The organism is uncultured Brachyspira sp., assembly GCF_944388875.1.
GTDB lineage: Bacteria > Spirochaetota > Brachyspiria > Brachyspirales > Brachyspiraceae > Brachyspira.
Genome location: NZ_CALXKQ010000001.1, coordinates 97,905 through 124,791, shown reverse-complemented (window position 1 = coordinate 124,791; position 26,887 = coordinate 97,905). Strand labels below are relative to the sequence as shown.

The 26,887-nt window shown below is 28.5% G+C and carries 25 protein-coding genes; 4 read left to right on the top strand and 21 right to left on the bottom strand.

What is annotated here, in order from left to right; all coding sequences use genetic code 11:
* The first annotated feature begins 100 nt into the window (after positions 1 to 100).
* Positions 101 to 2,590: an ATP-dependent Clp protease ATP-binding subunit gene (locus Q0J69_RS00600; protein WP_297203302.1), complete on the top strand. Its 2,490-nt coding sequence runs from the start codon at positions 101 to 103 to the stop codon at positions 2,588 to 2,590.
* Positions 2,591 to 2,817: 227 nt separating this feature from the next.
* Here the strand turns inward: Q0J69_RS00600 and Q0J69_RS00595 are convergent, their stop codons facing one another.
* The 16 genes from Q0J69_RS00595 to Q0J69_RS00520 all read right to left on the bottom strand — a co-directional run bounded on the left by Q0J69_RS00595 (position 2,818) and on the right by Q0J69_RS00520 (position 17,552).
* A complete protein-coding gene (locus Q0J69_RS00595; RefSeq protein WP_297203300.1) occupies positions 2,818 to 3,222 on the bottom strand; it encodes a DNA/RNA non-specific endonuclease in 405 nt (134 codons plus the stop codon).
* A 176-nt stretch (positions 3,223 to 3,398) separates the two neighbouring features.
* Positions 3,399 to 4,568 (bottom strand): cysteine desulfurase NifS, encoded by a 1,170-nt coding sequence (gene nifS / locus Q0J69_RS00590; RefSeq protein ID WP_297203298.1) that lies wholly within the window; start codon positions 4,566 to 4,568, stop codon positions 3,399 to 3,401.
* 1 nt (position 4,569) lies between these two features.
* On the bottom strand, positions 4,570 to 5,403 hold the full coding sequence (gene nifU, locus Q0J69_RS00585) for a Fe-S cluster assembly protein NifU (RefSeq protein WP_297203296.1): 834 nt from the start codon (positions 5,401 to 5,403) through the stop codon (positions 4,570 to 4,572).
* Positions 5,404 to 5,492: 89 nt separating this feature from the next.
* Entirely contained in the window at positions 5,493 to 5,672 is a 180-nt protein-coding gene (locus tag Q0J69_RS00580; RefSeq protein WP_297203295.1) for a (2Fe-2S)-binding protein, read from the bottom strand.
* 129 nt (positions 5,673 to 5,801) lie between these two features.
* Positions 5,802 to 6,563, bottom strand: a complete 762-nt coding sequence (locus tag Q0J69_RS00575; protein ID WP_297203293.1) for an ABC transporter ATP-binding protein — start codon at positions 6,561 to 6,563, stop codon at positions 5,802 to 5,804.
* Positions 6,564 to 6,575: 12 nt separating this feature from the next.
* A complete protein-coding gene (locus Q0J69_RS00570) occupies positions 6,576 to 7,577 on the bottom strand; it encodes an iron ABC transporter permease (protein ID WP_297203291.1) in 1,002 nt (333 codons plus the stop codon).
* A 9-nt stretch (positions 7,578 to 7,586) separates the two neighbouring features.
* Entirely contained in the window at positions 7,587 to 8,042 is a 456-nt protein-coding gene (locus tag Q0J69_RS00565) for a hypothetical protein (RefSeq protein WP_297203289.1), read from the bottom strand.
* Positions 8,039 to 9,172, bottom strand: a complete 1,134-nt coding sequence (locus Q0J69_RS00560; RefSeq protein WP_297203286.1) for a glycosyltransferase — start codon at positions 9,170 to 9,172, stop codon at positions 8,039 to 8,041. The genes Q0J69_RS00565 and Q0J69_RS00560 overlap by 4 nt, the downstream gene beginning before the upstream one ends.
* A 132-nt stretch (positions 9,173 to 9,304) precedes the next feature.
* A complete protein-coding gene (locus Q0J69_RS00555; RefSeq protein ID WP_297203284.1) occupies positions 9,305 to 10,963 on the bottom strand; it encodes a S1 RNA-binding domain-containing protein in 1,659 nt (552 codons plus the stop codon).
* A gap of 44 nt (positions 10,964 to 11,007) precedes the next feature.
* Positions 11,008 to 11,688, bottom strand: coding sequence for a (d)CMP kinase (gene cmk, locus Q0J69_RS00550; RefSeq protein WP_297203282.1), 681 nt, complete (start codon positions 11,686 to 11,688; stop codon positions 11,008 to 11,010).
* 131 nt (positions 11,689 to 11,819) lie between these two features.
* A complete protein-coding gene (locus Q0J69_RS00545; protein ID WP_297203279.1) occupies positions 11,820 to 12,245 on the bottom strand; it encodes a hypothetical protein in 426 nt (141 codons plus the stop codon).
* 164 nt (positions 12,246 to 12,409) lie between these two features.
* Positions 12,410 to 13,405 carry a glycosyltransferase gene (locus Q0J69_RS00540; RefSeq protein ID WP_297203277.1) on the bottom strand — a complete coding sequence of 332 codons (996 nt, stop codon included), beginning with the start codon at positions 13,403 to 13,405 and terminating at the stop codon, positions 12,410 to 12,412.
* Positions 13,406 to 14,380 (bottom strand): galactose-1-phosphate uridylyltransferase, encoded by a 975-nt coding sequence (gene galT / locus Q0J69_RS00535; protein ID WP_297203275.1) that lies wholly within the window; start codon positions 14,378 to 14,380, stop codon positions 13,406 to 13,408.
* A 141-nt stretch (positions 14,381 to 14,521) separates the two neighbouring features.
* Positions 14,522 to 15,550: a glyocosyltransferase gene (locus tag Q0J69_RS00530; protein ID WP_297203273.1), complete on the bottom strand. Its 1,029-nt coding sequence runs from the start codon at positions 15,548 to 15,550 to the stop codon at positions 14,522 to 14,524.
* Between the two features lie 78 nt (positions 15,551 to 15,628).
* A complete protein-coding gene (locus Q0J69_RS00525; protein WP_297203272.1) occupies positions 15,629 to 16,489 on the bottom strand; it encodes an aldo/keto reductase in 861 nt (286 codons plus the stop codon).
* A gap of 19 nt (positions 16,490 to 16,508) precedes the next feature.
* Complete coding sequence (locus Q0J69_RS00520) at positions 16,509 to 17,552, bottom strand: mechanosensitive ion channel family protein (RefSeq protein ID WP_297203270.1); 1,044 nt, start codon at positions 17,550 to 17,552, stop codon at positions 16,509 to 16,511.
* A gap of 180 nt (positions 17,553 to 17,732) precedes the next feature.
* Here Q0J69_RS00520 and Q0J69_RS00515 point away from each other — a divergent pair, with 180 nt between their 5' ends.
* Positions 17,733 to 18,482: a hypothetical protein gene (locus Q0J69_RS00515; protein WP_297203268.1), complete on the top strand. Its 750-nt coding sequence runs from the start codon at positions 17,733 to 17,735 to the stop codon at positions 18,480 to 18,482.
* 59 nt (positions 18,483 to 18,541) lie between these two features.
* On the opposite strand, the gene Q0J69_RS00510 is transcribed toward Q0J69_RS00515, so the two are convergent.
* Positions 18,542 to 19,372, bottom strand: a complete 831-nt coding sequence (locus Q0J69_RS00510; RefSeq protein WP_297203266.1) for a histidinol-phosphatase — start codon at positions 19,370 to 19,372, stop codon at positions 18,542 to 18,544.
* 105 nt (positions 19,373 to 19,477) lie between these two features.
* Positions 19,478 to 22,462 (bottom strand): pyruvate, phosphate dikinase, encoded by a 2,985-nt coding sequence (ppdK, locus tag Q0J69_RS00505; RefSeq protein ID WP_297203264.1) that lies wholly within the window; start codon positions 22,460 to 22,462, stop codon positions 19,478 to 19,480.
* Between the two features lie 237 nt (positions 22,463 to 22,699).
* Between ppdK and Q0J69_RS00500 the strand changes: the two genes are divergently transcribed.
* A complete protein-coding gene (locus Q0J69_RS00500; protein ID WP_297203262.1) occupies positions 22,700 to 23,293 on the top strand; it encodes a hypothetical protein in 594 nt (197 codons plus the stop codon).
* 50 nt (positions 23,294 to 23,343) lie between these two features.
* Positions 23,344 to 24,732 (top strand): sodium-dependent transporter, encoded by a 1,389-nt coding sequence (locus tag Q0J69_RS00495; RefSeq protein WP_297203260.1) that lies wholly within the window; start codon positions 23,344 to 23,346, stop codon positions 24,730 to 24,732.
* Positions 24,733 to 25,078: 346 nt separating this feature from the next.
* Here the strand turns inward: Q0J69_RS00495 and Q0J69_RS00490 are convergent, their stop codons facing one another.
* The 3 genes from Q0J69_RS00490 to Q0J69_RS00480 are packed head-to-tail and all read right to left on the bottom strand — an operon-like array spanning position 25,079 to position 26,878.
* Positions 25,079 to 25,753 carry an ATP-binding cassette domain-containing protein gene (locus Q0J69_RS00490; RefSeq protein WP_297203258.1) on the bottom strand — a complete coding sequence of 225 codons (675 nt, stop codon included), beginning with the start codon at positions 25,751 to 25,753 and terminating at the stop codon, positions 25,079 to 25,081.
* Positions 25,743 to 26,471: an ABC transporter permease subunit gene (locus Q0J69_RS00485; RefSeq protein WP_297203256.1), complete on the bottom strand. Its 729-nt coding sequence runs from the start codon at positions 26,469 to 26,471 to the stop codon at positions 25,743 to 25,745. Before Q0J69_RS00485 ends, Q0J69_RS00490 begins: the two co-directional genes overlap by 11 nt.
* A complete protein-coding gene (locus tag Q0J69_RS00480) occupies positions 26,471 to 26,878 on the bottom strand; it encodes an META domain-containing protein (protein WP_297203254.1) in 408 nt (135 codons plus the stop codon). The genes Q0J69_RS00485 and Q0J69_RS00480 overlap by 1 nt, the downstream gene beginning before the upstream one ends.
* Positions 26,879 to 26,887: the final 9 nt, after the last annotated feature.

Below are 26,887 nucleotides of genomic sequence, written 5' to 3'. Positions count from 1 at the left end.
ATTATATCTTAATATCCGATAATATCATAAAAATTAGATTTATTTTGAAGAAATATTAATTATGTTTTACATAATTAAAAATAATTTGTAGGATTAGAGTATGTTTCAATTTCATTTAACTAGCAAAGCCAAAAGAGTTATAGAATTATATGCTGAAGAAGAGGCAAAGAGATTAAATCATGATATGATAACTCCTGAGCATGTGCTGCTAGGTTTATTGCGTGAGCCTGAAGCTTTAGCAACACGTGTTTTGACAAGATTAAAAATTGATTTAGATAAGATTAAGATAGAATTGGAATCTTCTATGGTAAAGTCTTCTCCTACAAAGCTGTTTGGTAAAATACCTACTGCTCCTAGGGTGCAGAAACTTATAAGTAAATCAGCTGAAGAAGCTAGAGCTTTCGGACATAATTATATAGGTACAGAGCATTTGCTTCTTGGTTTATTAAGGGAGGAGAGCGGAACAGCTTATAATGTTCTTACTAGTTTAGGACTTGAATTAACAGTTTTAAGACAGGAAATATTAAAGATGCTTGGTGTTGTTGATAGTAATATGGCAGCATCAGAACAGGTGCAGCATCAGGAAGATACTGGAAAAAAAGTAAAAACTCCTACATTAGATCAATTTGCCCGCGATTTAACTAAAATGGCTAGAGAAAAATCTTTAGACAAAGTTATAGGCAGAGAAAATGAGGTTATGAGAGTTGTACAGATACTTTCAAGGAGGAAAAAGAATAATCCTATACTTCTAGGAGAGCCTGGTGTCGGAAAGACTGCAATAGTTGAAGGATTGGCTGAAAAGATAGTGGCTGCTGATGTTCCTGATATACTTCTTAAAAAACGCGTTTTAACTTTGGATTTATCATCTGTAGTAGCTGGTACTAAATATAGAGGTGAATTTGAAGAGAGAATAAAAAATATAGTTTTAGAGATTAAAAAAGCTAACAATATTATTATATTTATAGATGAGCTTCATACATTAATAGGAGCAGGCGGTGCAGAAGGTGCTTTAGATGCTGCTAATATGTTGAAGCCGGCACTTTCACGCGGAGAGATTCAATGTATAGGTGCTACTACTATTAATGAATATAAAAAATATATAGAAAAAGACGGTGCTTTAGTTAGGAGATTTCAGCCTATAAGCGTTGAAGAGCCTAGCATAGAAGATACTATAGAAATTTTAAATGGAATAAAGCCTAAATATGAAGAGCATCATAAAGTTAAATATACTGATGATGCTATATCCGCAGCTGCTGTATTAAGTAAAAGATATATATTTGAGAGATATTTACCTGACAAAGCTATAGATTTGATAGATGAGGCAGGTTCAAGGGCTAGACTTATAAATATGACTAGACCTAAAGAGTTTAAAGATATAGAGAAAAGAGTTGAAGAGCTTAACAATCAGAAAAAAGATATGGTTGATAATCAGAATTTTGAAGAGGCTGCCAAAATAAGAGATGAGATAACAGCTTTACAGGAAGAGCTTTCAAAAAGAGAAGAGAAATGGCGTGAAGAACGCGATAAAATAGAAACTTTTATTGAAGAAGATGATATAAGACATGTTATATCAGAAATAACTAATATACCTATAAAAAGATTATTAAATTCAGAGAGTAAAAGGCTTATAGGTATGGAGGATGAACTTCATCAAAAAGTTATAGGTCAGGAAGAGGCTATAGCTTCCATATCCAAAGCAATAAGAAGAAGCAGAGCAGGGCTTAAAACTTCTAAAAAACCTCTTGGAAGTTTTATATTCTTAGGACCTACTGGTGTTGGAAAAACTGCTTTGGCTAAAGTATTATCTGAGTTTATGTTCGGCGACAGCGATGCATTAATCAGAATAGATATGAGCGAGTTTATGGAAAAATTTGCCGTAAGCAGACTTATAGGAGCTCCTCCTGGATACGTTGGTTATGAAGAAGGAGGCGGACTTACTGAGAAAGTAAGAAGAAAACCTTATTCGCTTATTTTATTCGATGAAATAGAAAAGGCACATCCTGATGTTACTAATATACTTTTACAGGTACTTGAAGAGGGACAGCTTACTGATAACTTCGGAAGAAAAGTTGATTTTTCAAATACCATTATAATTATAACAAGTAATTTAGGGGCAAGAGATATAGTTAAAGGAAGTTCTTTAGGGTTCAATGCTATTGGAAGTGAAAAAGATGTTAATGATATAAAAAACTTTGCTTTAGAAGAGTTAAAACAAAACTTTAATCCTGAATTTTTGAATAGAATAGATGATATTATTGTATTCCACACTCTCACTAAAGATAATCTTAAAGACATTATCAATATAATGCTTAAAGAATTGAATGATGCTATTAAAGACAGAAATATAGTTATTAATTTAACAGAAGATGCTAAACTTTATATAATAGATAAAGGATTCGATAAGAAGTATGGTGCTAGAAGTTTAAGAAGAGCTATACAGAAGGAAATAGAAGATTATATAAGTACGGAAATATTGTTTGGTAATATAGAGGATGGTGATATTATTGATGTTGATGCTAATGATGGCTCTTTGATATTTTCTTATACTAAAGCAGTGAAAGCTGAAGATAAGGAATTATCTAAAAGTTAGTTAACATACTCCTATAAATATTTTAAACGCTTCAGAATTAATTTCAGATGTTAATTTTGAGGCGTTCTTCCTGATATATTTGTGAATATTTCTATAACTTTATAATTCGTATATTCTCTCTCTACTACATAACTGATATTTATGATATTAGGTCTCATATTGGTGTATATATAGTATATTTTAATCGTAATATCTTTTACTTCATCGCCGTCTTCTATAATATTACGCTATTCATTTTCCATTTCTTTCATTTTACCAATATTTAATTCTCTGCTTATAGGTATTAGATTATCAATATTAGGAGAACCTCCGAACTGTCTGCCTATTATATGCCCTCCATGATCATTGCCTTTTATGCCGTATAATTCTACTATTTTTTTCTGTGCATAATTATTTCTGCCTGCATTTGATAATATCAAACTATCTTTCCTTGTTACTTTATATATACGTGATAAATAATCTGTACTGTATTGCGTACCGTTTATATTGTAGGTTATATTAGGTTTTAGATATTCTACTCTGTTTATTTTTACAAAATGGCTCTTATCGTTGTCATTTTTTATATTATAAACTTCAGCAGTTTTACATGATATGATAACAATTAAAGATAAAAGATAAAATAATTTTTTCATAATTATATTAATGGTATTATATACAATTATTTTTCATATACAACATTTTAAAAGATGACTTTATATAATAAATGATTTAAAATAAGAACTATAAGATGTATTGATGATTGATTTGTTTAATAAAAAAGCCCATCATAATTATTTTATGATGAGCTTTATATTTCTGCATTAATTTTTTAATTTCTGTATGGCGAGATATCTCTTAATCTTGCAACGATTTTTTCTATAGCATCAGCTGTATACATTATATCTTCCATAGTGTTGTCTAATGACATAGAAAATCTTGTAGAGCTGTGAGCATATTCAAAAGGCACTCCCATAGCCTGAAGTACAGGGGAAGGTTCTAATGTACCAGAAGAACATGCACTTCCGCTTGAACAGCATATACCATATCCGTCAAGCAATAATAATACAGCTTCTCCTTCTATATTTTTGAAACTTATATTTGTAGTATTGCTTACTCTATTAGCACCTTTGCCGTTTATTTTTATATCAGTTATTCTCTTAATAACTTCTGATTCTAGAGTATCTCTTAATTTTGCCGTATGTTCAACAAATTTAGGAAGTTCTGCTTTAACCATAGAGGCTGCTTTGCCCAAACCAATAATATAAGGAACATTCTCAGTACCAGCACGGCGTCCTCTCTCCTGATGCCCTCCTGTTTGTACAGTTCTTAATTTAGTTCCATTTTTAATATATAAAGCACCTATACCTTTAGGGGCATGTATTTTATGACCTGCTATTGTAAGCATATCAATATAAGGCTCATTTTTCATATTTAAAGGCAATTTACCTGCAGACTGAACAGCATCAACATGAAATACCGCACCTGCACTTTTTACTATCTCTCCTATTTCTTTAATAGGAAAAATTACTCCTGTTTCATTGTTGGCATACATTATAGAAACTATAGCAGTATTTTCGTTTACTGCACTTTTCAATTCATCTAAATCTATATTGCCGTCATTATCAACAGGAAGATAAGTTACTCTATATCCATGCCTTTCCAAATCTTTACAAGTTTCTATTACAGCAGGATGCTCAACTTTTGTTGTTATAATATGATTTTTAGTAGGGTAGGCTTCTATTGTACCCCTTATAGCCATATTATCGCCTTCGCTTCCGCATGATACAAAACATACCTCAATAGGCTCGCATCCTAGAAAATCTGCTACCTGTTCTCTTCCTTTTTCCATTTCCTTATGAACAGCACCAGCAGGACTGTACATACTTGAGGGATTAAAATATTGATCTTTAAAATACGGAAGCATAACCTCTAATACTTCTTCATATACTCTTGTAGTAGCATTATTGTCTAAATATATTATTTTTTTATTTTCTGACATATCAAACTCCTACAACTTCTAAATCTTTATGAACCAACTCTTTTATTTTAGGCTCAACAAAACCTTTCAGAGTATTTTTTGAAGAAGCACATGAAGAACAAGCTCCTTTAAACTCTATCATAACTTTATTTCCATCAACATCTACGAGTCGGCAGCTTCCTCCATCCATTTTTAGCATAGGGTTAATAACTTTTTCTAAAGCCTCTTCTATCTTTTTTACTTTTTGAACAGTAGTCATAGGAGCATTTTTAGCCTCTCTTTCCATATCTGCCAATTCTTCGTTTAAGATATCTTCAAGTTTAACTTTACAAGCTCCGCATCCGCCACCTGCTTTAGTGTAGAATGTTATCTCTTCTACAGTTTTTAATTTATTTTCCCTTATAGCTCTTTTTATTTTAGTATCTGTTATGCCAAAGCATTTACAAATAATAGCTCCTTCATCATGTTCGTCTTCATCAGTAGTTATGCCTCTGTAATTATTAATAGCTTTTTCTAAAGTTTCCATTCCCATAACAGAACAGTGCATCTTCTCTTCAGGAAGTCCGCCTAACTCCATAGCTATGTCTTTATTTGTTATATTTTTGGCTTCATCAAGGGTTTTACCCTTAATCATTTCTGTAAGTATACTGCTGCTTGCTATTGCTGATGCACATCCGAATGTTTGGAACTTTGCATCTTCTATAACTTCAGTATCCTTATTGATCTTTAATGTTAATTTGAGGGCGTCGCCGCATACAATACTTCCTGTCATAGATTCAGCATCAGGATTTTGTATTTCCCCTACGTTTCTAGGATTTATAAAATGATCCTTTACTTTATCAGTATATTCCCACATGTTCTTACCTCCATCTAAGTTAATTAGATTAATATACAATGAATTTATATATTAATTTATATTGGAATATAAAAATAGTATTAAAATTTTTATTTGTTGACTTCGTTTAAAATCTTTTGAATAGCGTCTTTACATCCTCCGCATCCAGTTCCTGCTTTAGTTTCTTTAGACACTTCTTCTACTGTTTTTAATTTCTTTGAAACAATAGCATCCCTAACTTGTTTTTCTGTTACAGCCATACAAAAACATAATGTCTTATCATCAGCCATTCTCGATTCTCCTTTTATATATTTAATTTAATAATTTATATAAAATAGAAAATATAAATAATCTATTTTATAAACCTTCATTGTTAGAATATTATAACATTCTAAAAATAAATATCAAGTATAAATTTATCAATTCCATATCTCTAATAAAGATTTCATATATTCTTTTAAGTTTATATTGTATATTTCATTAAGCATATCAGTATTAAAATTTTTTATATCTCCGAAATATTTTTGTTTTCCCTCTTTTAAAATTAATATTTTATCAGCAAAGTTTAATGCAGTATTTATATCATGCAAAACGGCTATTACAGCTTTGTTATCATTATTTTTTACCCATTTTCTTAAATTATTAATAAGTTCTATTTGGCTGTTTATGTCCAAATGATTTGTAGGCTCATCCAATAATATAATATTAGGCTCCTGACTGAAAATCATTGCTATAAATACTCTTTGAAGTTCGCCTCCTGAAATTTCTTTTATCGATTTATTTTTTAAATGATTTAAACTCAATTTGTTAATATAATTTTCAACAATTTTTTTATCTTCTTCTTTAGGTATAGAAAATAATTTATCATTAAAATTAGAATACCGTCCAAGCATTATAGTATCATAAACATTATAGTCAAAATATATATCAGACATTTGACTCATAAACGCTATTTTTTTTGCTAAATATACTCTGTTTTTATTTTTTATATTTTCTTTATCTATTAATACTTCGCCATCAAAATCTACTATTTTACATAATGATTTTAATAAAGTAGTTTTTCCGCATCCATTAGGTCCTAATATGCATAAAACTTCTTTTGCTTTAATATTAAAAGATATATCATGAAGTATATTGCGTTTTTTGTTATAAGAAAATGATAAATTATTAACTTCAAGCATTTTATTTTATTCCTATTTTTTTATAAACACATAAAAGAAAAATGGAGCCCCTATTACTGCAGTTATAATTCCTATAGGTATATTTGAACCTTGAATTATTATTCTGGATATAATATCTGATATTACAAGCAGTATGCCTCCTATTAATGCCGACATTGGAATTACTAATATATGTTTTGCAGAAAATAGTTTTCTTGCAATATGCGGTGCTGCCAAATCAATAAATCCTATTATACCTATAAATGATACCAATATAGAAGCAGTTAATGATGATATCATTATAAAAAATATTTTCATGTATTTAATATCTATTCCTATTGAATAGGCAGTATTATCTCCAAATGTCATAATATCTAAAACATTGGAGTAATGCATCGAGATGATTAAAAATATTATAGTTGTTAAAATAATAATAAATATAAAATTCCAATTTTTTAAAGATAAACTTCCAAGCTGCCACAAAATTATTTTATTAGAATATTTAGGAAATAAATAAGTTAAAAAACTCATTATTGAATTAACAAATAAAGATATTATTATACCAGCAAGTATTATAGAATTATTATTCATATATTTATCTATTGTATTTGATATGATTAAAATAATTATAATTGTAATAAATGCAAATGCAATTCCAGATAACATGTATAAAACTTGAGAATAATTTATACCCAAAACTATTAATATAGATACTCCAAGACCAGCACCTGAAGATACTCCTAGATTATAAGCTGATGCTAATGGATTTCTTAAAACGGATTGTATTATAGTTCCTGTTACTGACAGAGAGGCACCAGCAAAAAAAGCTAATATTGTGTGAGATAATCTTATATTAAATATGATATCAGTATTTATTTTATTTAAATTTTTTATTATTTCTGTATTAAATATTTTATATAAAAACGCTGCTGTTATTTCTTTAGGCGAAATAAATACGCTTCCTACACTTATAGAAATAGTAATAGAAATAAATGCTAATATTAAAAGTATAATTATTTTTCTGGCATTTTTCATAGATTTATTTTAATTATTAACAGTATCTACTAATATAGCTTCTAATTTGTAGTTTTCAATATCTTTTATATCTGTTATTCTAAAATTATCTCTAATAGCATAGAATCTAATTATGGAATATGTCTGTTCTTCATTTATAGAAAATATAATATCAAATACAGTGTCGCTGTAATTTTCCTGAAGTATTTTTTTTATAGATACAAAAATTTTTAATGAAAGATTTAAAACATCTTTGAGATTTTGGCTGTTTGATATATATATTTCATTTTCATCATACTCATAATGACTTAATTCTAATCCGCTTGCAGATGTTTTGCATGCGGTGCAGTCAATTTCTTTATTTATAGTCCAATATTTCTCATTATTAGAGTTTTCTTTTTGGGATATAGAATAGTAATTTTTAGGCTCTATTGATGAAAAATCTATATCCAAAAGAAGTTCCTTCATTTTTATATTACTTATCAATTTTTAACCTCATTTCCAAGTATATCATCAGCTATATATTTTACTATTTTATCAGTAACATTTCTTCCATAATAATTAAATTGTGCTTCTCTCATTTTCACTAAACCTTCTCTGTTATTGGCTATTAATAGATCTATTTTATTAAATATATCATCTGTAGAGCTGGTACTGTACCCCATTCCATTTTTCTCTAAATACATAGGAGTTCCCTCTTCCTGACCTGGCAATGCTCCCATAGAAATTATAGGTATAATGCAGTTAATAGCTTCTACTATAGATAAAGAACCGCATCTAGTTATTAATATGTCATTGTCATAGAATAATTTAAATAATTCTTTAGTATATCCTATAACATTAACTTCTCTTTGATAATGTTTTAATCTTGATTTTAATTTTTTATAATTATTTTTATTTCTTCCGCATACAACAGTAACATCGCAGTCATATTTTTCATGCAGTTTTTTTATCATATAAAATATTCTTTTAGATTTTTCTGTGTTGTTTAATATAAGAACTCTCAATTTTCCATTTATATTAGTATTTTTTCTTATATCTTCTAAGTTATCAAAAGGAGATTTAAAATGATCTCTCACAGGTATTCCGAAAGTTGCTATCTTATCTTTATCTATATTATTTTCTATAATGAATTCTGTTGCTTCATTAGAAGGGCTTATTATCCTATCAGCTCTATTGTCAAGCCAAATATTTGTTACGCTTACTAAATCAGTTAATAGACTATACATTTTTATATTTAATTTGTTTTTTTCTAAAATATTTAATATACTTCCATTAAACAACGGATGTACGCTAAGTATTAAATCAGGCTGATATTTTTCTATTAATTTTAAAAATTTTCTCTCTATGTCTATAGATATAATTTTATTAAGAGTTGCAGGATTAGTATTTGATAATAAGAAAAATTTTCCCCATATATCAGGCAAATATTTTACACAGCTGTTATAAAGTTTTTCAGTAACCCTAAAATGCGGACTTCCTAATTTAAAGCCATTCACTGATTTGCATGTAATATTATCACCATATATTTTATTGAATGCATTAACCAAAGCTTCATTAGCACTTTTATGTCCATGACCTGTATATTCAGAATATATTATTAATATCTTTTTCATTTACTTTACCTCTAATCGTTATATTGAATGATTATATATAAAAAAATATAGTTGTCAAGAAGTGTGTATATTAAAAAATCCCAATACTATAATATTAGCATTGGGATTTATATTTTATAAAATTATATGGTATTAATTTTTAATATTATCGAAAGGATTATAAGTTAAAGAAGTAGGTTCAGCTTTAGAAATATAGCTTTGAGTTTCTTTTTTGTTTTGAGCTTCTAAATATTCTCTTCTTGATAGAGATATTCTTCTTTTGCTTTGATTAACTTCTCTTACAACGAAAGGATAAGTTTCTCCTACTTTAACAACTTCTTCTAAAGTACTTCCTTTAGGTATTTCAACCTGAGAAACATGCATATAGCCTTCCAAATCATTTTCCAAAGAAATTACAGCACCTGAATCAACAATGGCTTTTACTACTCCATCAACTATAGAACCCTGAGGATGAGCTTTTTCAAATAGCCTCCAAGGACTTTCCTTAGTATGTTTATAGCTTAATTTTATTTTTTGCTTATCTCTGTCTATAGACATGATAACCATATTAACTTCTTCGCCTTCTTTAACATAGTCTTTCATATTTACAACATTATTTTTCCAATCAAAATCACTCATATCACATGTGCCTTCCAAACCATTAGGAAGTTCAAATACTGTAAAGCCTTTAATAATTCTTTTAACTTTACATTTTACGCTTGATTTTGCTGGGAAATCTTTTTCAACTGTATCCCAAGGATTTTCTTTAACTTGCTTCAATCCAAGTGTTAATTTTCTTTCAGGAACATTCATGTCTAGTATTTTGCATTCAAGGAAATCACCTTTTTTAACAAAATCATTAGGACTATTAACATGTGAATTCCAGCTTAAATCATATATATGTACAAGCCCTTCTATACCTTCAGCCACTTTAACGAAAGCACCGAATTTTTTAACATTTGTAACCTCACCTTGAATAATATCATTTACATGATACTGTTCAACAAATTTGCTCCAAGGATCTTCATCTAACTGTTTGATTCCTAAATCAACTTTACGGTTTTCTTTATCAATATGAAGAACTTTGAACATTCTCTCTTCACCTTTTGATATTATAGATTTAGGATTTATCATTTTATCCCAAGACATATTAGGTATTGCAAGAAATCCGTCAAATCCAGGTGCAATTTCAACAAAAGTACCAAAATTTTTTATATTTTTTACTTTACCGCTTATAATGTCATTTTCTTTTAAATTATTTAGGAAAGATTCTATATTTTTATTTTGACTTTCTTCAAGCAAAGCTTTCCTTGATACTACAACATCTTTTTTATCTTTCTTTATTATTTTAAATTCATATTCTTTTCCAATATGATCTGTATCTTTAGTTTCTTTAGATATATCTATTAATGAAAAAGGACAAAAAGCCAAAAAACCGCTTATAGAAACTCTGAATCCGCCTTTAGTAACTTCTTTAACCACTCCCTTAACTGTTGTATCATTGTTAACGGCATTGTCTATTATTTCCTGAGCTTTTCTCTTATCTACTTCTGCTTTTGATAAAATTATATATCCCTTATCTATGCCTTTAATAAGAGCTTCTATTTCTTCACCTTTTACAGGTTCTTTATCAAATTCACTTCTTTTTAATTTGCCTTCTGATTTGTAATCAAAGTCAACAAATACATCCGTATCATCGAATTGTATAATTTTACCTTTTATTATATCTCCAGCTTTAAAAGATGTGCTGTTATCCTCCTCCAAAGCCTTAAGAAATTGTTCGCGTTCATTTGATAACTTATTATCTTCCATTTTTCCTTCTCCCTCCTGTACTTTCACAGGTTAAAATATCTAATTTATGAATTAGACTTTATATTTAAAACCACATCTGTGATTTTTTTAACAACATCATCAATAGTCATACTAGTAGTATCTATAATATATGCATTTTCAGGTACTACAAGAGGACTATCTTTTCTATTAGAATCAAATTCATCTCTTTTTCTAATACTTTCTTTAACTTCTTCATAGGTAAGGTTTTTACCCTTAGACAACTCCTCATTATGTCTTCGTTTAGCTCTTTCATCCAAAGAAGCATCCATATAAAATTTGTATTTAGCATTTGGAAATACAACACTTCCTATATCTCTTCCGTCTATAACATAATTTCCATCTTCAGCTATTTTTCTTTGTAATGACACCATATTTTGTCTTACTTCAGTAATAGATGATACCTTTGATACTAAATTTACAACTTCAATGCTTCTTATAGCTTCAGATACATCTTCTGTATCTAAGTATATTCTACCATCATTGTCAAAATTTATATTTAAATTATTAAGAGCAGATATGATTTCAACTTTGTCATCTATATTTATATCATGTTTAATCATATATAAGGTTACAGCCCTATACATGGCACCAGTGTCTAAATATTTGAAAGATAATCTTTTTGCTACTAATTTAGCTATTGTGCTTTTACCAGCTCCAGAAGGACCGTCAAGCGTTATTATTTCGTATTTACTAGAATTAGACACCTATAACCTTTTTTAGTTAATATAATTTTCTATACAATATATCATAAATAATTATAATTTGCAAATTTTTATTTTAATAAATACAAACTTTATTAAAAAAATTAGATATTTTTACTAATAAATAATCTATTCTATAAATAAAAATGTATTGATAATAAAATATTTGTATCCATTCTAAATCTGCTGCAGGAAGCTGATAAATCTCTTATCATAGAATTATAATCAACATTCATGCTGCTTGAATAAGTAAAAGATGCAGATATGTTTTTATTATCTCCTATAAAAAGCCATTCTACAGTTTTTAAGGTTCTAAAAAAATTCCAATAACTTATGTATGTCCTTACATCTTTACTATATCCCATAAAATTGTACAGCTCATAAAATATAGATAAAATCGGAAGTTTGCTTTGTGCAATTAAAAAAGTACTCATCATAGGAAAATCTAAAATATTTAAATTACTAGAATAATCCTCAAATTTGATATCGTTTATATCTACTTCAGAACCATTAGAATTATTTTTTAAATAAAAAGATTCATTAACATTGAAATTATACATAGAATATAAATTACATGTAAAAATTCCTAAAATGCATAGAATATATTTAATATAGTACTTCATTATTTATAAATATAGTCCTTAAAATAAAAATCAGTATTAAAATGGTATATAATTTTCTTTTAATTTCAATATGTAATTATGATATTTTAAATATGATAAAATTATTCGAAAGATTTATGTTTTTTTATGGAAAATTTAGCAACTCTCTGAAATCCTGTAATAATTCTAATTAAGCAGTAAAAAAAGCCTAATCCATAGAAGAAATGAGTGATAAAAAACATAAATGGGTATATAAATAAACCAATTATTTTATTTTTTAGCCCATTATCCTTTAATGATGTTATTATTCCCGCTAACAAAGTAATAAGAAAATAAATAATTAATGGTATAAAATATGATGCTGTAATAATATTATTTGTATGCAGATATAAAAGAAATACAAATGGGGTTAATAATATGTATGTAGAAAAAAATGCAGGTAATGTGAATATTAAATTTTTTTTATTAAAATCTCTGAATAATTGTTCAAATCTTCCTCTGCCGTAATTGAGAAGCATTTTTATATATGATTTCAAATTTTCTCTTGGAGGCCTTTGAACTATTATACTAGGATCATATATTAGTTTATACCCTAGAGAAAGTATTTTATCTATAAGGGCATTTTCTTCATTCGGATACAAACTTTCATTAAAAAGTCCAGCTTCAATTAATACCTTACGTCTTATGAAGAGATTGCAAAGTATAACATCCATATCAGTTCCTTCTTTAGAGTCTGATTTATCAATGCTGTATCTATTAGCTATAGGTCCTACTGCATAATATGATCGCATACATTTATCAATATACATTTCTGTAACAGAGCTAACTTTATGTATAGCAGGACCTCCTACTATGGCAATATTTTCATCGCTTTCAAATATTTCTGATGCCTTTTTTATATTATCATGGCTTATAATAGAATCATTATCTATAAAATAAATTATATCCCCAGAAGACTGCTTGATGCATTCATTTCTTTGAACTGTAGGATGAGTACCTTCTGCTTGGAAAATTTCTATATTTTCTATGGGGTAATTAGACAGGTATACCCCTTCTAATGTATGTTCTATATTCTCACCAATTCTATGCGGGATGATAATTGTAAATTTTAATGACACTTACATTCCCATAAGTCTAATATAAGCAGTTCTTAACTGAGCTGCCATTTCTTCAGGGCTTGTAGGATTGCATGGAGCCCAAGCACCTGTTTCTGAGGAGGCATTAAATTTTTGCTTCTCTTTAGTTCTCATAGGAGGGAAGAATTCTATATGATAATTCCATATATCATTATAATTAAAGCCGTCATTTACTGGGGCACTATACATACACATCATGTAAGGGAATTTCATATCAAATAATAAATCTAATGTTGAAGTAGCCTTTTTTAAGGCATCAGCAAGCGAAGTACTTTCTTCTTTACTAAAATCTGTTATAGAAATCGTTTGTTTTTTAGGCATTATCATTATACCATAAGGATATTCTGATGCAAAAGGAAGGAAGCATATAAAATGTTCATTTTCAAAAACAACTCTTACTTTAGCTTCAATCTCCTGCTCAATCATATCCATAAATAAATTTCTGCAATTAACATTATAATAACTAGCAGCCATTTCTATTTTTCTTTTTACTCTTAATGGTATCCAGCTGTAGCCGTATATTTGACCATGAGGATGAGGCATTGTAACACCTACAACCTCTCCCTTATTTTCAAAAGGCATAATATATTTTATTTTTTTATTTTCAGCTATAGCTTTCATTCTTTCCTGCCATAAAGCTACAAGTTTAGCAATATGTTCAACAGGAAGCTCAGGTAATGTTGTAGTGTGATCTGGAGAATATAATATAACCTCGCATTTTCCAATTGCAGGTGCTGTTTTAAATAATTTTCCATTATCAACTGCATCTGGGTAAGGAGGCTCGAAAGATAAAGCAGGGAAATCATTATCATATTTATGAACATCATAATTATCAGGAACTTTACCGCTGCCAGGACAAAATGGACAGTAGTTTTTAGGCATTTGAGGACGTGCCTGCCTATGACTTGCTATCATAACATAATCCCCTAATAATGGATTGTAGCGTAATTCTGCCATATTAAATTCTCCTTAAGTCATCTATATTTTCTTGGTTTAATTATATACTTTTTTTAATAATAAACAATACATAAAACATTTATAATTTAAAAATATAAAATGATTATGTAAAGTATCAGCATTTTTTAATAAAAATGTTAATTATAAATCAACTGGATAATTATTAGGTTTTATAGATTTTAATTTGTTTTTTATATGGTTTCTAACATTATTTCTTATGCTTTTTATAGGTATGAGCCAAACTATTTTATTTATAGTTTCATTTATTATAAAGTTTAATCTGTCTAAATCATTTAAAATCTCTTTTATATTCAGCGGTTTTTGTCCGTAAAACTCTACCATTATCTTGCTATCCATATATTTATTTCTGCCAACTTCATTTAAATATTTTAATTCTTTTAACTGCTGAGTTTGCAGATTTGAATATCTATTATCAGAACTAATACAATGAGTCGCACTATCATCAAAACCTATATTTGTTATTAAATTTTGATTTGGATATACAGATAAACCATTATTAATCATCATACAAATAATCCAAGACATATCCCAAACAGCTTTTTCAGTATTAGTTTTCATATAAAATCCGCAATCTATCCAAAATCTTCTAAATATTTCATCATCAAATATATTATTTATGGAATTTTTAATTTCATCATAACTATATTTAGATAATCCCAAATCAAAATATTTCCAAGCACGCTTCCAACTAGCCCATCCCCAAGGATTTCCTATTGAACAAAAATAATAACTATCTAAAGAATTATTATCATGGACATTATTATTGCCAATATGCATTACTCTTTCATCATTTTTATAATAGTCTAAAAGTTTTTCGCAATAAGAAAAAAATGTTATATCTCCTACAATATCATCTTCAAGTATAATACCATCTTCTTCATTTTCAAAGAACCAGCTTACAGAAGACGAAATGGACTTCTCACAGCCTATATTATTATCTCTAAATAATGTTTTTATATCACATTCCCAATCTATTTCTTTTACAATATCTCTAGTTTCTTTACATTTTATTTTATCATTCTTATTATTCTTTCTTGGACCGTCAGCAGCAATATATAATCTTGGAGGTTTGACAATTTTAAGAGGTTCTAAAACTTTTCTAAATTTATCAGGTCTATTAAAAACTATTATAAGTACGGCTTTATTCATTAATTTTTCCTAAAAATATTTTGAATATTATTAAATTATATAATATATATTATACTATTTCAGTAAAAAACAAATAAATTAAACTATATCCAAAGGCATTTTTTTATTTGGAGCAGGAAACTCTTTATTTATAAGTTCTATATCTTCTTTTTTTAGTATAATATTCTGAGATTTTATATTTTCTATTGCATGTTTGTTATTTGAGCTTTTAGGTATAGGTATTTTGTTTTCAAAACTCATAATAAATGCAAGTGCTATCTGGGCAGGTGATGCATTATATTTTCCTGCTATATCCGTTAACACCTTATTTTTTAGAATATTTTTACCTAATTCGCCAGCTTTAGCTAAGGGACAATATGCAATCAATGCAATATTTTTTTCTTTCATATATGGTTCTAAATCAAAATCTGCACCTCTTGATCCCAAATGATATAATACCTGATTTGCACAGCATTTATCTCCATCTTTTACAGCTTCAAGCTCCTTCATATCATCTATATCAAAATTAGAAACTCCCCAGTCTTTTATGAGTCCTTCTTTTTTTGCTTTTTCCATGCATTCTACAGTTTCACTTAAAGGTACTCTTCCTCTCCAATGAAGCAAATACATATCTAAGTAATTTAATCCTAATCGTTTTAATGATGATTCTAAACTATTAAATATTTTATCTTTACCTGCATTATGAGGATAAACTTTTGATATTACGTATAATTCTTCTCTTTTATATTCAAATCTAGTTAATGCCTCTCCAATAAGTTTTTCAGTTTCTCCATTTCCATACATTTCAGCAGTATCGATTAATCTTACTCCATTTTGTAATGATAAAATTATTGATTCTATTTCTTTTTCTCTTATTTTTTCCTTTTCTCCCATGCCCCAAGTACCAATGCCAAATTTAGGCATTAAATTTGATGATTTTAGTTTATAATAGCTACTCATAATATATTCCTTTATAAGTTTAGTTTTCATTATTATTTATATATAAAGTTCTTGATGGGAAAGCAAATCCTACACCTAATTTATTGAATTCATCTATTATTCTATAATTTACATCTTCAACTATAGTTACGTACTGAACATAATCTGATATGTTTACATAATATATAACTTCAAAATTAAGTGATGAGTCTGCAAATTCTATAAATCTTGCACTGTAAAAATCAGCATAGTCAGTGCTTTCTATAATTTGTTTTATAATATCAGGTATTACCTTTAATTTTTCTAATGGAGTAGAGTATTCAACACCAATTAGCATATATTTCCTTCTTCTTTCCAAAACTCTATAATTCTGTATTCTTGAGGCAAGTAAATTTGTATTTGATATTAAAAGCTGTTCTCCTGTATTTCTTCTAATTCTTGTAGATTTTACTCCAATATATTCTACAGTTCCCAAGTCCTGATCTATCTGAATATAATCTCCTTTTAAGAAAGGCTTATCAAATACTATAACAAAATAATTGAATAAATCAGCTATTATACTTTGAGCTGCAAATGCTACAGCAACACCTCCTATACCAAGCCCAGTAATAAAAGTATTTACATTAACACCCAAATTTGAAAGTATAGTTAAAAATCCTATTATCCATACCAATGCTTTTAATATGGTAATAATACCGTCAGATATAACAACCTCTCTTTTTTTTGATAAATAGTTCTCTGTAAAATTGCTGATAAAGTCGCATACAAACATTATCAAAAATATAATAATGAAAACTATAACTATTTTTCCCCAATATCCGCTTAGTTCCTTAGGCAAATGCAAACTAAACCTTGATATTGCTAATGATATTATAAATATAATAGGCCTTGTTCTTTTCTTTATGCTTTTTATAAGGTTTGTAACAAAAAGATTCTGAAATTTAGTATTTACTTTAAGTAATATTTTTAATAAAATTAGTAAAATTACATTCATTACAGTAAAGCTTACAGTTAATACAATTGCAAATATTATGTATTGAAGCAAACTATTATTCCAAAATACTGTGTCTTTTAGATACTGCATATATTCTCCTAATGATATTGGATAAATTTATTATATATTAATTAATATTTTTTTTAATTATATAATTATATTCTAGTATAAATATATAGTAAATATATTAAAATAAATGTAAAATTGTTTTTGACATAAAGTTAATAATATATTAATATTTATATACGTTAATAAAAAAAGGGGAAAAACATGAAAAAAATATTTATTATTTTGACTATTTCTGTTTTAGCAATTGCATGCGGCGGTCAAAAAACAGAAACAACAACTACTGCTAACACTAATGATACAGCAGCTGGAACATTAACAATTGATTTCCAAGCTATAGTTGGCGACACTAATAATGCTGTAATCAGCAGTAATTCTTATTTAAAGATTACTGGTTCTTATGGTGATATAGACGGTAAAATAGATGCTGCTACAGGTGCTTCTATGCCTACAAGAACACCAGATTTATTAAACAAATACAGATCTACAGATAATAATGTTTTCAATAATAAAATGGAAGTTGGTTTAGGTCAGTTTTTGTTATTTGCTACAGCTAATTCTTCAAGATATATAGATGACGGTATGTCAGGTTCAGGTATTGCTCAAAGAACAGTAGAAGGCACTACAGGTCCTAAAGTAACAGGAACTGGAATAACAAAAGGTGATGACGGAGTTATTACTATCAGATTCGTTCATGCAGGCGGTAAAACAGTTGAACCTTATATTTTTGAAATGAAAACTGATGCTAATGGAATTCTTCAAGTAGGTGCTGGTACAGAAAACTTCAAAAGAAGCGAAGCTGTTGTTACAAATGATTTTGATTTTAATACAGACGGATCTGCTTTAATAGTAGATAAAGCTAAAGAAGGAGTACCTTATTGGAAAGGTGATTTACAAACTACTTATGAAAATAATATAATTAAAATTACTGGTACTTTGACTGAAACTAAATAATTTATTTATTTAAAGTAAATAAGCATAGGGTATAAAAAATATATCCTATGCTTTTTATTTTAACTATTTATATCAACATCTTGAAATTTATTATCTATAAGCATTTTTATAGACTTTGCTCCCAATTTTTTTAATTCATCAGCAGCTTCAATATAAAAATGATCTATGTTATCTGCATTATGAGCATCTGAGTTTATAGTAAGAGGTATATTTTTTTCTAATAGTTTTTTTATAGTATTTTTATTAGGGTAATGAGCATCCAAATTATTTTTATTCATAAGTTTTGTATTTACTTCAACAATGTTTCCATTTCTTGAAATTACATCTATTACCTCATCCACCTTTTTAATATACCAATCTTCTTCTTCTGTAAAATATTCTTTATTTAAATTGTATTTTCTAATCAAATCTAAATGACCTATAATATCGGGTTTTTGATTTTCTATCATTTTTATTACATTATCATAATATCTGCAAATAACTTCTTTCAAACTTCCAAAATGTTTTACTGCTTCATTAAATGTATCTCTGGACATATCTATCGGAAAATAATTATTATCATTATCATTAATATAGTGTACAGAGCCTATTCTATAATCAAGTCCCATTTCTTCATCAGTGTATTTATTTAAATTGGAATAATAATCGCCCTCAATTCCAATATAAACTTGAATTTTATCTTTATATATATCCTTGTATTTTTTTAAATCTTCTAAGTATTTAATTGTATTTTCTTCAGACATAGAACAGCAGTCCTCATAAAAATGAGAATGTCCTGAAAATCCTAAACTTATTAATTTTTTATCTATAGCACATATTATATTTTCTTCTATAGTATTTTTTCCATCACAGTATACAGTGTGAGTATGCAGATTAGATATATATTTCATTTAAGCCTCTTAATTTTTTGTAAATATTATATTATAGTTTTAAATAAAAAAATAGGGCTTGCATATTTATACAAGCCCTAATATCATTTTTATATAAATATTTTATTATTTTTTCTTACTTGTAGTTTTTTTAGCAGGAGCTTTTTTAACGGTTGCTTTTTTAGAAGAAGATTTAGCTTCTACTTTAGCAGCAGTTTTCTTAGCACTAGCTGGTTTTGCTGATTTAGCAGGAGTTTTTTTAGCAGGAGCTTTTTTATTAGCTAGTTTAGAGCTGATTATTCCTTGAGCAGCAGCTAATCTTGCTATAGGTACTCTGTAAGGAGAACAGCTTACATAATTAAGTCCTATATTATAGCAGAACATAACAGTAGCAGGATCACCTCCATGCTCACCGCATATACCTACAATAAGTTTTTTATTAGCAGCTCTTCCTTTTGTAACACCTATTCTTAAAAGCTCTCCTATACCTTCCTGATCTAATGATTGGAAAGGGTCTTTTTCATATATTTCTTTATCAACATAATCTTTTAAGAATTTACCAGCATCATCTCTAGAGAAACCGCCTCCCATTTGAGTTAAGTCATTAGTACCGAATGAGAAGAACTCAGCTTCAGTAGCAATCTTATCAGCAACTAAAGCAGCTCTAGGAACTTCTATCATAGTACCTACTTTATAAGAAACTTTGGAACCTTCTTTTTCAAATACTTCATCAGCTATTTTGATAATTCTGTCTTTTATCATTTTTAGCTCTTTTAAAGTACCTACAAGAGGAATCATTATTTCAGGATGAACATCTACTCCATTTTTCTTAACTTTAACAGCAGCTTCAATTATAGCTCTAGCCTGCATATCGTATATTTCAGGGTAAGTAATACCAAGACGGCAGCCTCTATGTCCAAGCATAGGGTTAAACTCATGCAAAGAATCTCTTATAGCTTTAAGTTTATCAAAAGAAACATTCATTTCTCTTGAAAGCTCTTGTAATTGAGAATCTTCATGAGGGATGAACTCATGCAAAGGCGGATCTAAAAGTCTTACAGTTACAGGATATCCATTCATAGCTGTAAATATTCCGATAAAGTCTTCTCTTTGCATAGGAAGAATATTTGCTAAAGCATCATCATAGAGTTTTCTAGGTTCTTTATATAAAGGTTCAAGCTCTTCTATAGCTTTTTTATCGCCTATTTTTTCAGCTGCTTCCAATTTTTCTTTTAATTGTTTTACCTCTTCAGCAACAAGTATAAGCTGTCTTACGCTTTTAATTCTGTCAGCATTGAAGAACATGTGTTCAGTACGGCATAAACCTATACCTTCAGCACCAAATTTTCTAGCAATTTCGGCATCATGAGGAGTATCAGCATTAGTATGAACTTCAAATTTATTTTTTATTCTTATTTCATCAGCCCATTGCATAAGTTTTTTGAAATCTTCTGACATTTCAGCTTCTTTAGTATCTACTTTTCCAAGCATAACTTCGCCAGTAGAACCGTCTATAGATATATATTCGCCTTCTTTTACAGTTTCATCGCCAACTTTCATGCATTTATTTGAATAATCAATTTCCAAAGCACTGCAGCCTGCTACACAGCATTTACCCATACCGCGTGCAACAACGGCAGCATGAGAAGTAGAACCGCCTCTTGCAGTCAATATACCTTCAGCAGCATTCATTCCCTTAATGTCTTCAGGACTAGTTTCTATACGTACAAGTACAACCTGTTCTCCTGCTTCTTTCATAGCCTCAGCTCTGTCAGCAGCAAATACAACTTTACCAACTGCAGCTCCTGGAGAAGCATTTAATCCCTTAGCAAGTACTTTAGCTGATTTTTTAGCAGAAGGATCAAATGTTGGGTGAAGTAATTGATCCAAATCAGAAGGATTAACTCTCATTAAAGCTTCATCTTTAGAAATTATTTTAGCTTCAGCAAGTTCAACAGCTATTCTTACAGCAGCAGCGGCAGTTCTTTTACCATTACGTGTTTGAAGCATATAAAGTTTGCTTTCCTGAATAGTAAATTCCATATCCTGCATATCGCTGTAGTATTTTTCTAATTGATTTTTATAGCTTACTAACTGTTTATATACATCAGGCATAACCTCTTCAAGAGAAGGATATTTAGATTTTCTTTCTTCTTCGCTTATACCGTTATTTTCAGCCCATTCTTTACTGCCTTCTAATGTAATTTCCTGAGGAGTTCTGATACCTGCAACAACGTCTTCACCTTGTGCATTGATTAAGAACTCTCCGTAGAATTTATTTTCACCAGTAGCAGGGTTGCGTGAGAAACATACTCCAGTAGCAGAAGTATCTCCCATATTTCCGAATACCATAGCCTGTACGTTAACAGCTGTACCTAAAAGACCTCTTATGTCATTTAATTTTCTGTATGCTTCAGCTCTAGGGTTATTCCAACTTCTAAATACTGCATTAATAGCATGCCATAATTGTACTTTAGGCTCTTCTGGGAATTCTTCTCCCATTTCTTCTTTATACATAGCCTTATATTCTTTTACTACTATTTTTAAATCTTCAACATCTAAATCAGTGTCTTTAACATCTTTTTCTGCTTTTCCAACTCTAGGTGCTATAGCTTTTTTTCTATCATCAAGTATTTCTTCAAATTTGTCATGATCAACGCCCATAGCAACATCGCCGAACATTTGTATAAATCTTCTATAAGCATCCCAAGCAAATCTAGGATTCTTAGTTTTAGCGATAAGTCCTTCTACCACTTTTTCATTTATACCCAAGTTCAGTATCGTATCCATCATTCCCGGCATAGATATAGCAGCTCCAGAACGAACAGATACAAGTAATGGTTTTTCTGGATTTCCAAACTGCATACCCATTGCTTTTTCTAGTTTCTTAATATTTTCATCAACTAGCTTGTCTAATCCTTTAGGATATGATTTGTTTTTTGAGTAATAATCACATACTTCTGTAGTAATTGTAAAGCCTGCAGGTACAGGAACTTTACTTTCTGTCATTTGGGCAAGTCCCAAGCCTTTACCGCCTAAAAGTGCTTTAGTTTCTTTTGCACCTTCAGATTTACCATTACCAAAGAAGTAAACCATCTTTTTTGATGCCATAATAAACTCTCCTGTTATAATAAAATATTTACATAAAATAAAAACGTACTACTCTATATAGTATAATACTATTTTTCTTATTGTCAATTTTATAGCAGTAAAATACATAAATTTTTTTTTATATAATAATTTTTTATTTACTTTTCCAGCTAATTAATTTCACTCATTAATGCGATATTGAAACTATATTTAAATTTTTTTAATATATTGTATAATCTTAGATAAGAGGTTTTTTCTATGTCTAATAAATATAAATTATATATGACCATATTGGCTGTATTATTAATAATAGTTTTTAATTCTTATGGGGCAATAGTTATATCAACAGCAAAAAAACCAAAAGCTCCAAAAGAACTTCCTACTAATAAAGCTGAATATCAGTATACCTTAACTGACAGAGGTAAATTATTGACAGTTCCAAGTACTATTTTATTTGGATCAAACAGCAGTTATTTGGATTTAAATAAATATAATAATACTATAAGTTATGTAAGCAGTTTATCTCATAATACTAATATTATGAATATTATTATAGAAGGACATATATCTTCTAATGAAAATGCTTCTTTAGAGTACGGAAAAGATGATATATTAATTCTCTATAATAGAAAAGAAGCAGAAGACTTATCATATAAGAGATGCGAAAGTGTATATTTGAATATGAAAACTACTGATTTATATAAGTTCACAAATTATGCTCTTCAGGATTTATTAAATATATATACAAATGACGAAGAAAACAGAAGAGTAGATTTTATTTTAATAGAAAATAGCAATGATATGAATATATATACTAATTATATAAATAATTTAAGAATGTCTAATAATTAAACTTTTTATATATTAAATTATCACTCAAAATAAGTTATAGGTATAATGATATGCATAATAATGACAGAGAAAAACTTTCAAGCAGATTAGGATTTTTATTAGTTTCAGCAGGATGTGCTATAGGGTTAGGGAATGTATGGAGATTCCCTTATATTACAGGTAAGTATGGCGGGGCTGCTTTTGTTGTACTTTATCTAATATCATTGGTAATTTTAGGACTTCCGATACTTATAATGGAGTTTTCTGTGGGTAGGGCTGGTAAAAGAGATTTAGCTGGCTCTTATAGGGTTCTTCAGAAAAAAGGCTATAAATGGCATATAATAGGCTATATACAATTATTCGGATGCGTGCTTCTTATGATGTTTTATACTACTATAGCTGGATGGTGTTTATCATACTGTTATTTTATGGCTATGGGGAAGTTGGAAGGACTTAATCCTCAGCAGGTTGGCGAGTTCTTTAATACTGTTCTTGCTTCTCCTTCTACATTAATATTCTGGATGACTATATCCGTAATAATAGCTACAGCTGTTTGTATGATGGGGCTTGAAAATGGTGTTGAAAAGGTAACTAAAGTTATGATGACATTGCTTCTTTTGGTTCTTTTTGTCCTTATAATTAGGGCTGTAACATTGCCTAATGCCAAAGAAGGCTTAAAATTTTATCTGCTTCCTGATTTGGATAAAATGTTCAGCGGAGGAATTAAAGGATTTTTCTCGGTTGCTTATGCGGCTATAGGTCAGTCATTTTTTACTCTTAGTTTGGGTATTGGAGCTATGACTATATTCGGAAGTTATATAGAAAAAGACTATTCTCTTACTGGAGAATCCATTATGGTTGTAGGGCTTGATACTTTAATAGCTTTTCTTTCAGGGCTTGTTATATTTCCTACTACATTTGCTTTCGGAATTAACCCTGGAGAAGGGGCTGGTTTAGCATTTGTAACATTGCCTAATATTTTTCATTCTATGGTTTTAGGAAGGCTTTGGGGGGCTTTATTTTTCTTATTCTTATCAATGGCTGCTTTAACAACTATAATAGCTGTATTTGAAAATATAATAGCATTTACTATGTCTGAAACTAAGATGCCTCGTAAGAAAACTACTATAATTGTAGCTGTAAGTATATTCATATTAAGTCTTCCTACTGCTTTGGGTTTCAATATTTTATCATTTATTAAACCTCTTGGAGAAGGAAGTACCATAGCTGACGGGCTTGATTTCTTAGTAAGTAATAATTTCCTTCCTATAGGCGGAATAATAATATTAATATTTTGTACCAGAGAATTCGGATGGGGTTGGGATAATTTTATAAAAGAAGCTGATACTGGAAAAGGAATTAAATTTCCTAAATGGGCTAGGTTTTATGTAACTTGTATTTTGCCTTTTATAGTATTAGCTATTTTCATTATAGACTATATTAATAGATTTTTTATATAATGTTTTTATAAAAGCCCGCCCTTTTATTTTGTTGATTTGTATTAATTTGCTGCTAAATTAATATTTTCTATCTGATTCAAAAATATAGTACCCGCCCAAGCGTGCATTATATTTAAAATTCTATTTAACGCACGTTTAATGAATTTTTATATATAATGAAATTTGAATATAAATTAAACTATATTTCTAATTTTATTTAACGTGCGGCAGCGGAATTTTTATAATTTAATAAAGCTTGGGTGGGCAGTGCTTTTTATTTGTCTGCTATTAACTTAATAAATATTATAAATTCAGCTTAAGTATTAAATTTATAGGGCGGGGTATGTAAGCTAAACAATAAAATAATTTAATTTTCTATTAATATTTTTATAAGTTCTGACTCATTATTTAGTTCATTATCTTTTATATTGGTATGAAATATTAATTTTGTATAATTATCTTTATTTGATAATATGTATATGTAACCTCCAAGCATAACAGCTTCCGATACATCATGAGTAACATAGAAAAATGTTTTATTTGTATTTAATTGTATTTCTTTTATTATATCAAGCAGCTCCTTTTTTCTTTTTATATCCTGACCTTGAAGAGGTTCATCCATAAGTATAAAATTTGAATCATAAGCTAAAGCTCTTGCTAATGACAGTCTTTGCTTCATTCCTCCGCTTAATTCATTAGGTTTTGAATATATATTTCTTTCAAGTCCTGTCATTTCTAATGATGATATTATTTTATTCTCTCTTTCTTTTTTATCTTTTATTTTGTCTTTTAAAATATATTCTATATTTTTATATGCATTAAAAAAATTTAATAATCTAGGTTCCTGATATACAAATGCCTTGTCTTCTTTATTTATTTTTGATGATATAATATTTAAAAGTGTAGTTTTTCCGCATCCTGAAGAGCCTAATATTATATTTATTTTGTTTAAATGAAATTCTATATTGAAGTTTTTAAATATTGTTAAATCATTATATGAGAGATTTATATTTTCTAGCTTGAATATATTTTTATCTTTCATTATTAAGCCTTATAATAATTTCAAATATTCCATTAAATATAACAGCAATCAGACAATAAGCAAATAATCCTATAGTGTCTAAATATAAATGAGATTCATATAATTTTGTACCTATTCCCAAACTAGGCATAGCCAATATTTCCGCTGCCAATATACTTTTCCAAGTTATACCCATAGATTGTGATACTCCTGTTAATATGTACGGCTTTATAGATGGTATATAAAGATTTATTATCTGTGTTTTTAAAGATACATTGTAGGATAATGATATATCTATTAAATTTTTATCAACATTTATTATTCCATTGCATACAGAGTCATACAATATAGGAAATATTACAAGCATTGATACAAATATAGGCACTGTATTATTATCGAACCATATTACAGCAACTAGTATTAATGGTATAGTTGGTATAGTACGTATGAAATTTATCATAGGCATTAATATATATCTAAAACCATTAAATATTCCTGATATTATTCCAAAAATCAATGCCGCCAAAAATGATAATGCAAATGTGATTAATACTCTTATCATACTTGAAAGCAAATCTTTATAAAATGATTTTTCTGACACTATTTCTAATAATTTATTTATTATGCTTTTTATATTAGGGAATATTATTTCAGAATTAATTTTTTTAGAAATAAAAGACCATAAGGCTATAAATATTATTATGCCTATTATAAAATATATGACTCTTTTGTATTTCATTATTTTATTCTTTTAAACTCTAGCCTTTCATTATCTAAAGTTATTATCGTAAGGGTAGTACTTGTCATTTCTATTGAAGAGGCTTTGCCTAATAATTCTATATACTGCTTTTCTATTTCAACGGCTTCTAATTCTCCTCCCATTTTTGTTACAGCCATATCCTTAAACACTATTATATTTCCCCTTCTCATTTCATATTTGCCTAAGTATGTATTGAATCCGCTGTATCCGTAAAATTCGTCATTGTAAAATGATATAGTTATTCCTCTTCCTTCAAACATATTAACAAGCTGAAATGTTTTTCCATTAAGCGTGCTTGTTGATATGGCTATAGACTTGCCTGATGAAGCACATGAAATTAAAATAAATACAATAATAAGTGCTAAAGCTGTAACTTTTTTTATCATTAAAATACC

What these genes read in the sequence shown, in the direction of transcription:
- Q0J69_RS00520 (WP_297203270.1), bottom strand. Translation starts at nt 17,552, where the DNA reads ATGCAGTATCTAAAAGACACAGTATTTTGGAATAATAGTTTGCTTCAA.
- Q0J69_RS00480 (WP_297203254.1), bottom strand. Translation starts at nt 26,878, where the DNA reads ATGATAAAAAAAGTTACAGCTTTAGCACTTATTATTGTATTTATTTTA.
- Q0J69_RS00575 (WP_297203293.1), bottom strand. Translation starts at nt 6,563, where the DNA reads ATGCTTGAAGTTAATAATTTATCATTTTCTTATAACAAAAAACGCAAT.
- Q0J69_RS00530 (WP_297203273.1), bottom strand. Translation starts at nt 15,550, where the DNA reads ATGAATAAAGCCGTACTTATAATAGTTTTTAATAGACCTGATAAATTT.
- Q0J69_RS00570 (WP_297203291.1), bottom strand. Translation starts at nt 7,577, where the DNA reads ATGAAAAATGCCAGAAAAATAATTATACTTTTAATATTAGCATTTATT.
- Q0J69_RS00510 (WP_297203266.1), bottom strand. Translation starts at nt 19,372, where the DNA reads ATGAAATATATATCTAATCTGCATACTCACACTGTATACTGTGATGGA.
- Q0J69_RS00525 (WP_297203272.1), bottom strand. Translation starts at nt 16,489, where the DNA reads ATGAGTAGCTATTATAAACTAAAATCATCAAATTTAATGCCTAAATTT.
- galT (WP_297203275.1), bottom strand. Translation starts at nt 14,380, where the DNA reads ATGGCAGAATTACGCTACAATCCATTATTAGGGGATTATGTTATGATA.
- Q0J69_RS00500 (WP_297203262.1), top strand. Translation starts at nt 22,700, where the DNA reads ATGTCTAATAAATATAAATTATATATGACCATATTGGCTGTATTATTA.
- Q0J69_RS00545 (WP_297203279.1), bottom strand. Translation starts at nt 12,245, where the DNA reads ATGTATAATTTCAATGTTAATGAATCTTTTTATTTAAAAAATAATTCT.
- Q0J69_RS00515 (WP_297203268.1), top strand. Translation starts at nt 17,733, where the DNA reads ATGAAAAAAATATTTATTATTTTGACTATTTCTGTTTTAGCAATTGCA.
- Q0J69_RS00490 (WP_297203258.1), bottom strand. Translation starts at nt 25,753, where the DNA reads ATGAAAGATAAAAATATATTCAAGCTAGAAAATATAAATCTCTCATAT.
- Q0J69_RS00600 (WP_297203302.1), top strand. Translation starts at nt 101, where the DNA reads ATGTTTCAATTTCATTTAACTAGCAAAGCCAAAAGAGTTATAGAATTA.
- Q0J69_RS00485 (WP_297203256.1), bottom strand. Translation starts at nt 26,471, where the DNA reads ATGAAATACAAAAGAGTCATATATTTTATAATAGGCATAATAATATTT.
- Q0J69_RS00580 (WP_297203295.1), bottom strand. Translation starts at nt 5,672, where the DNA reads ATGGCTGATGATAAGACATTATGTTTTTGTATGGCTGTAACAGAAAAA.
- ppdK (WP_297203264.1), bottom strand. Translation starts at nt 22,462, where the DNA reads ATGGCATCAAAAAAGATGGTTTACTTCTTTGGTAATGGTAAATCTGAA.
- nifS (WP_297203298.1), bottom strand. Translation starts at nt 4,568, where the DNA reads ATGTCAGAAAATAAAAAAATAATATATTTAGACAATAATGCTACTACA.
- Q0J69_RS00495 (WP_297203260.1), top strand. Translation starts at nt 23,344, where the DNA reads ATGCATAATAATGACAGAGAAAAACTTTCAAGCAGATTAGGATTTTTA.
- Q0J69_RS00560 (WP_297203286.1), bottom strand. Translation starts at nt 9,172, where the DNA reads ATGAAAAAGATATTAATAATATATTCTGAATATACAGGTCATGGACAT.
- nifU (WP_297203296.1), bottom strand. Translation starts at nt 5,403, where the DNA reads ATGTGGGAATATACTGATAAAGTAAAGGATCATTTTATAAATCCTAGA.
- Q0J69_RS00555 (WP_297203284.1), bottom strand. Translation starts at nt 10,963, where the DNA reads ATGGAAGATAATAAGTTATCAAATGAACGCGAACAATTTCTTAAGGCT.
- Q0J69_RS00595 (WP_297203300.1), bottom strand. Translation starts at nt 3,222, where the DNA reads ATGAAAAAATTATTTTATCTTTTATCTTTAATTGTTATCATATCATGT.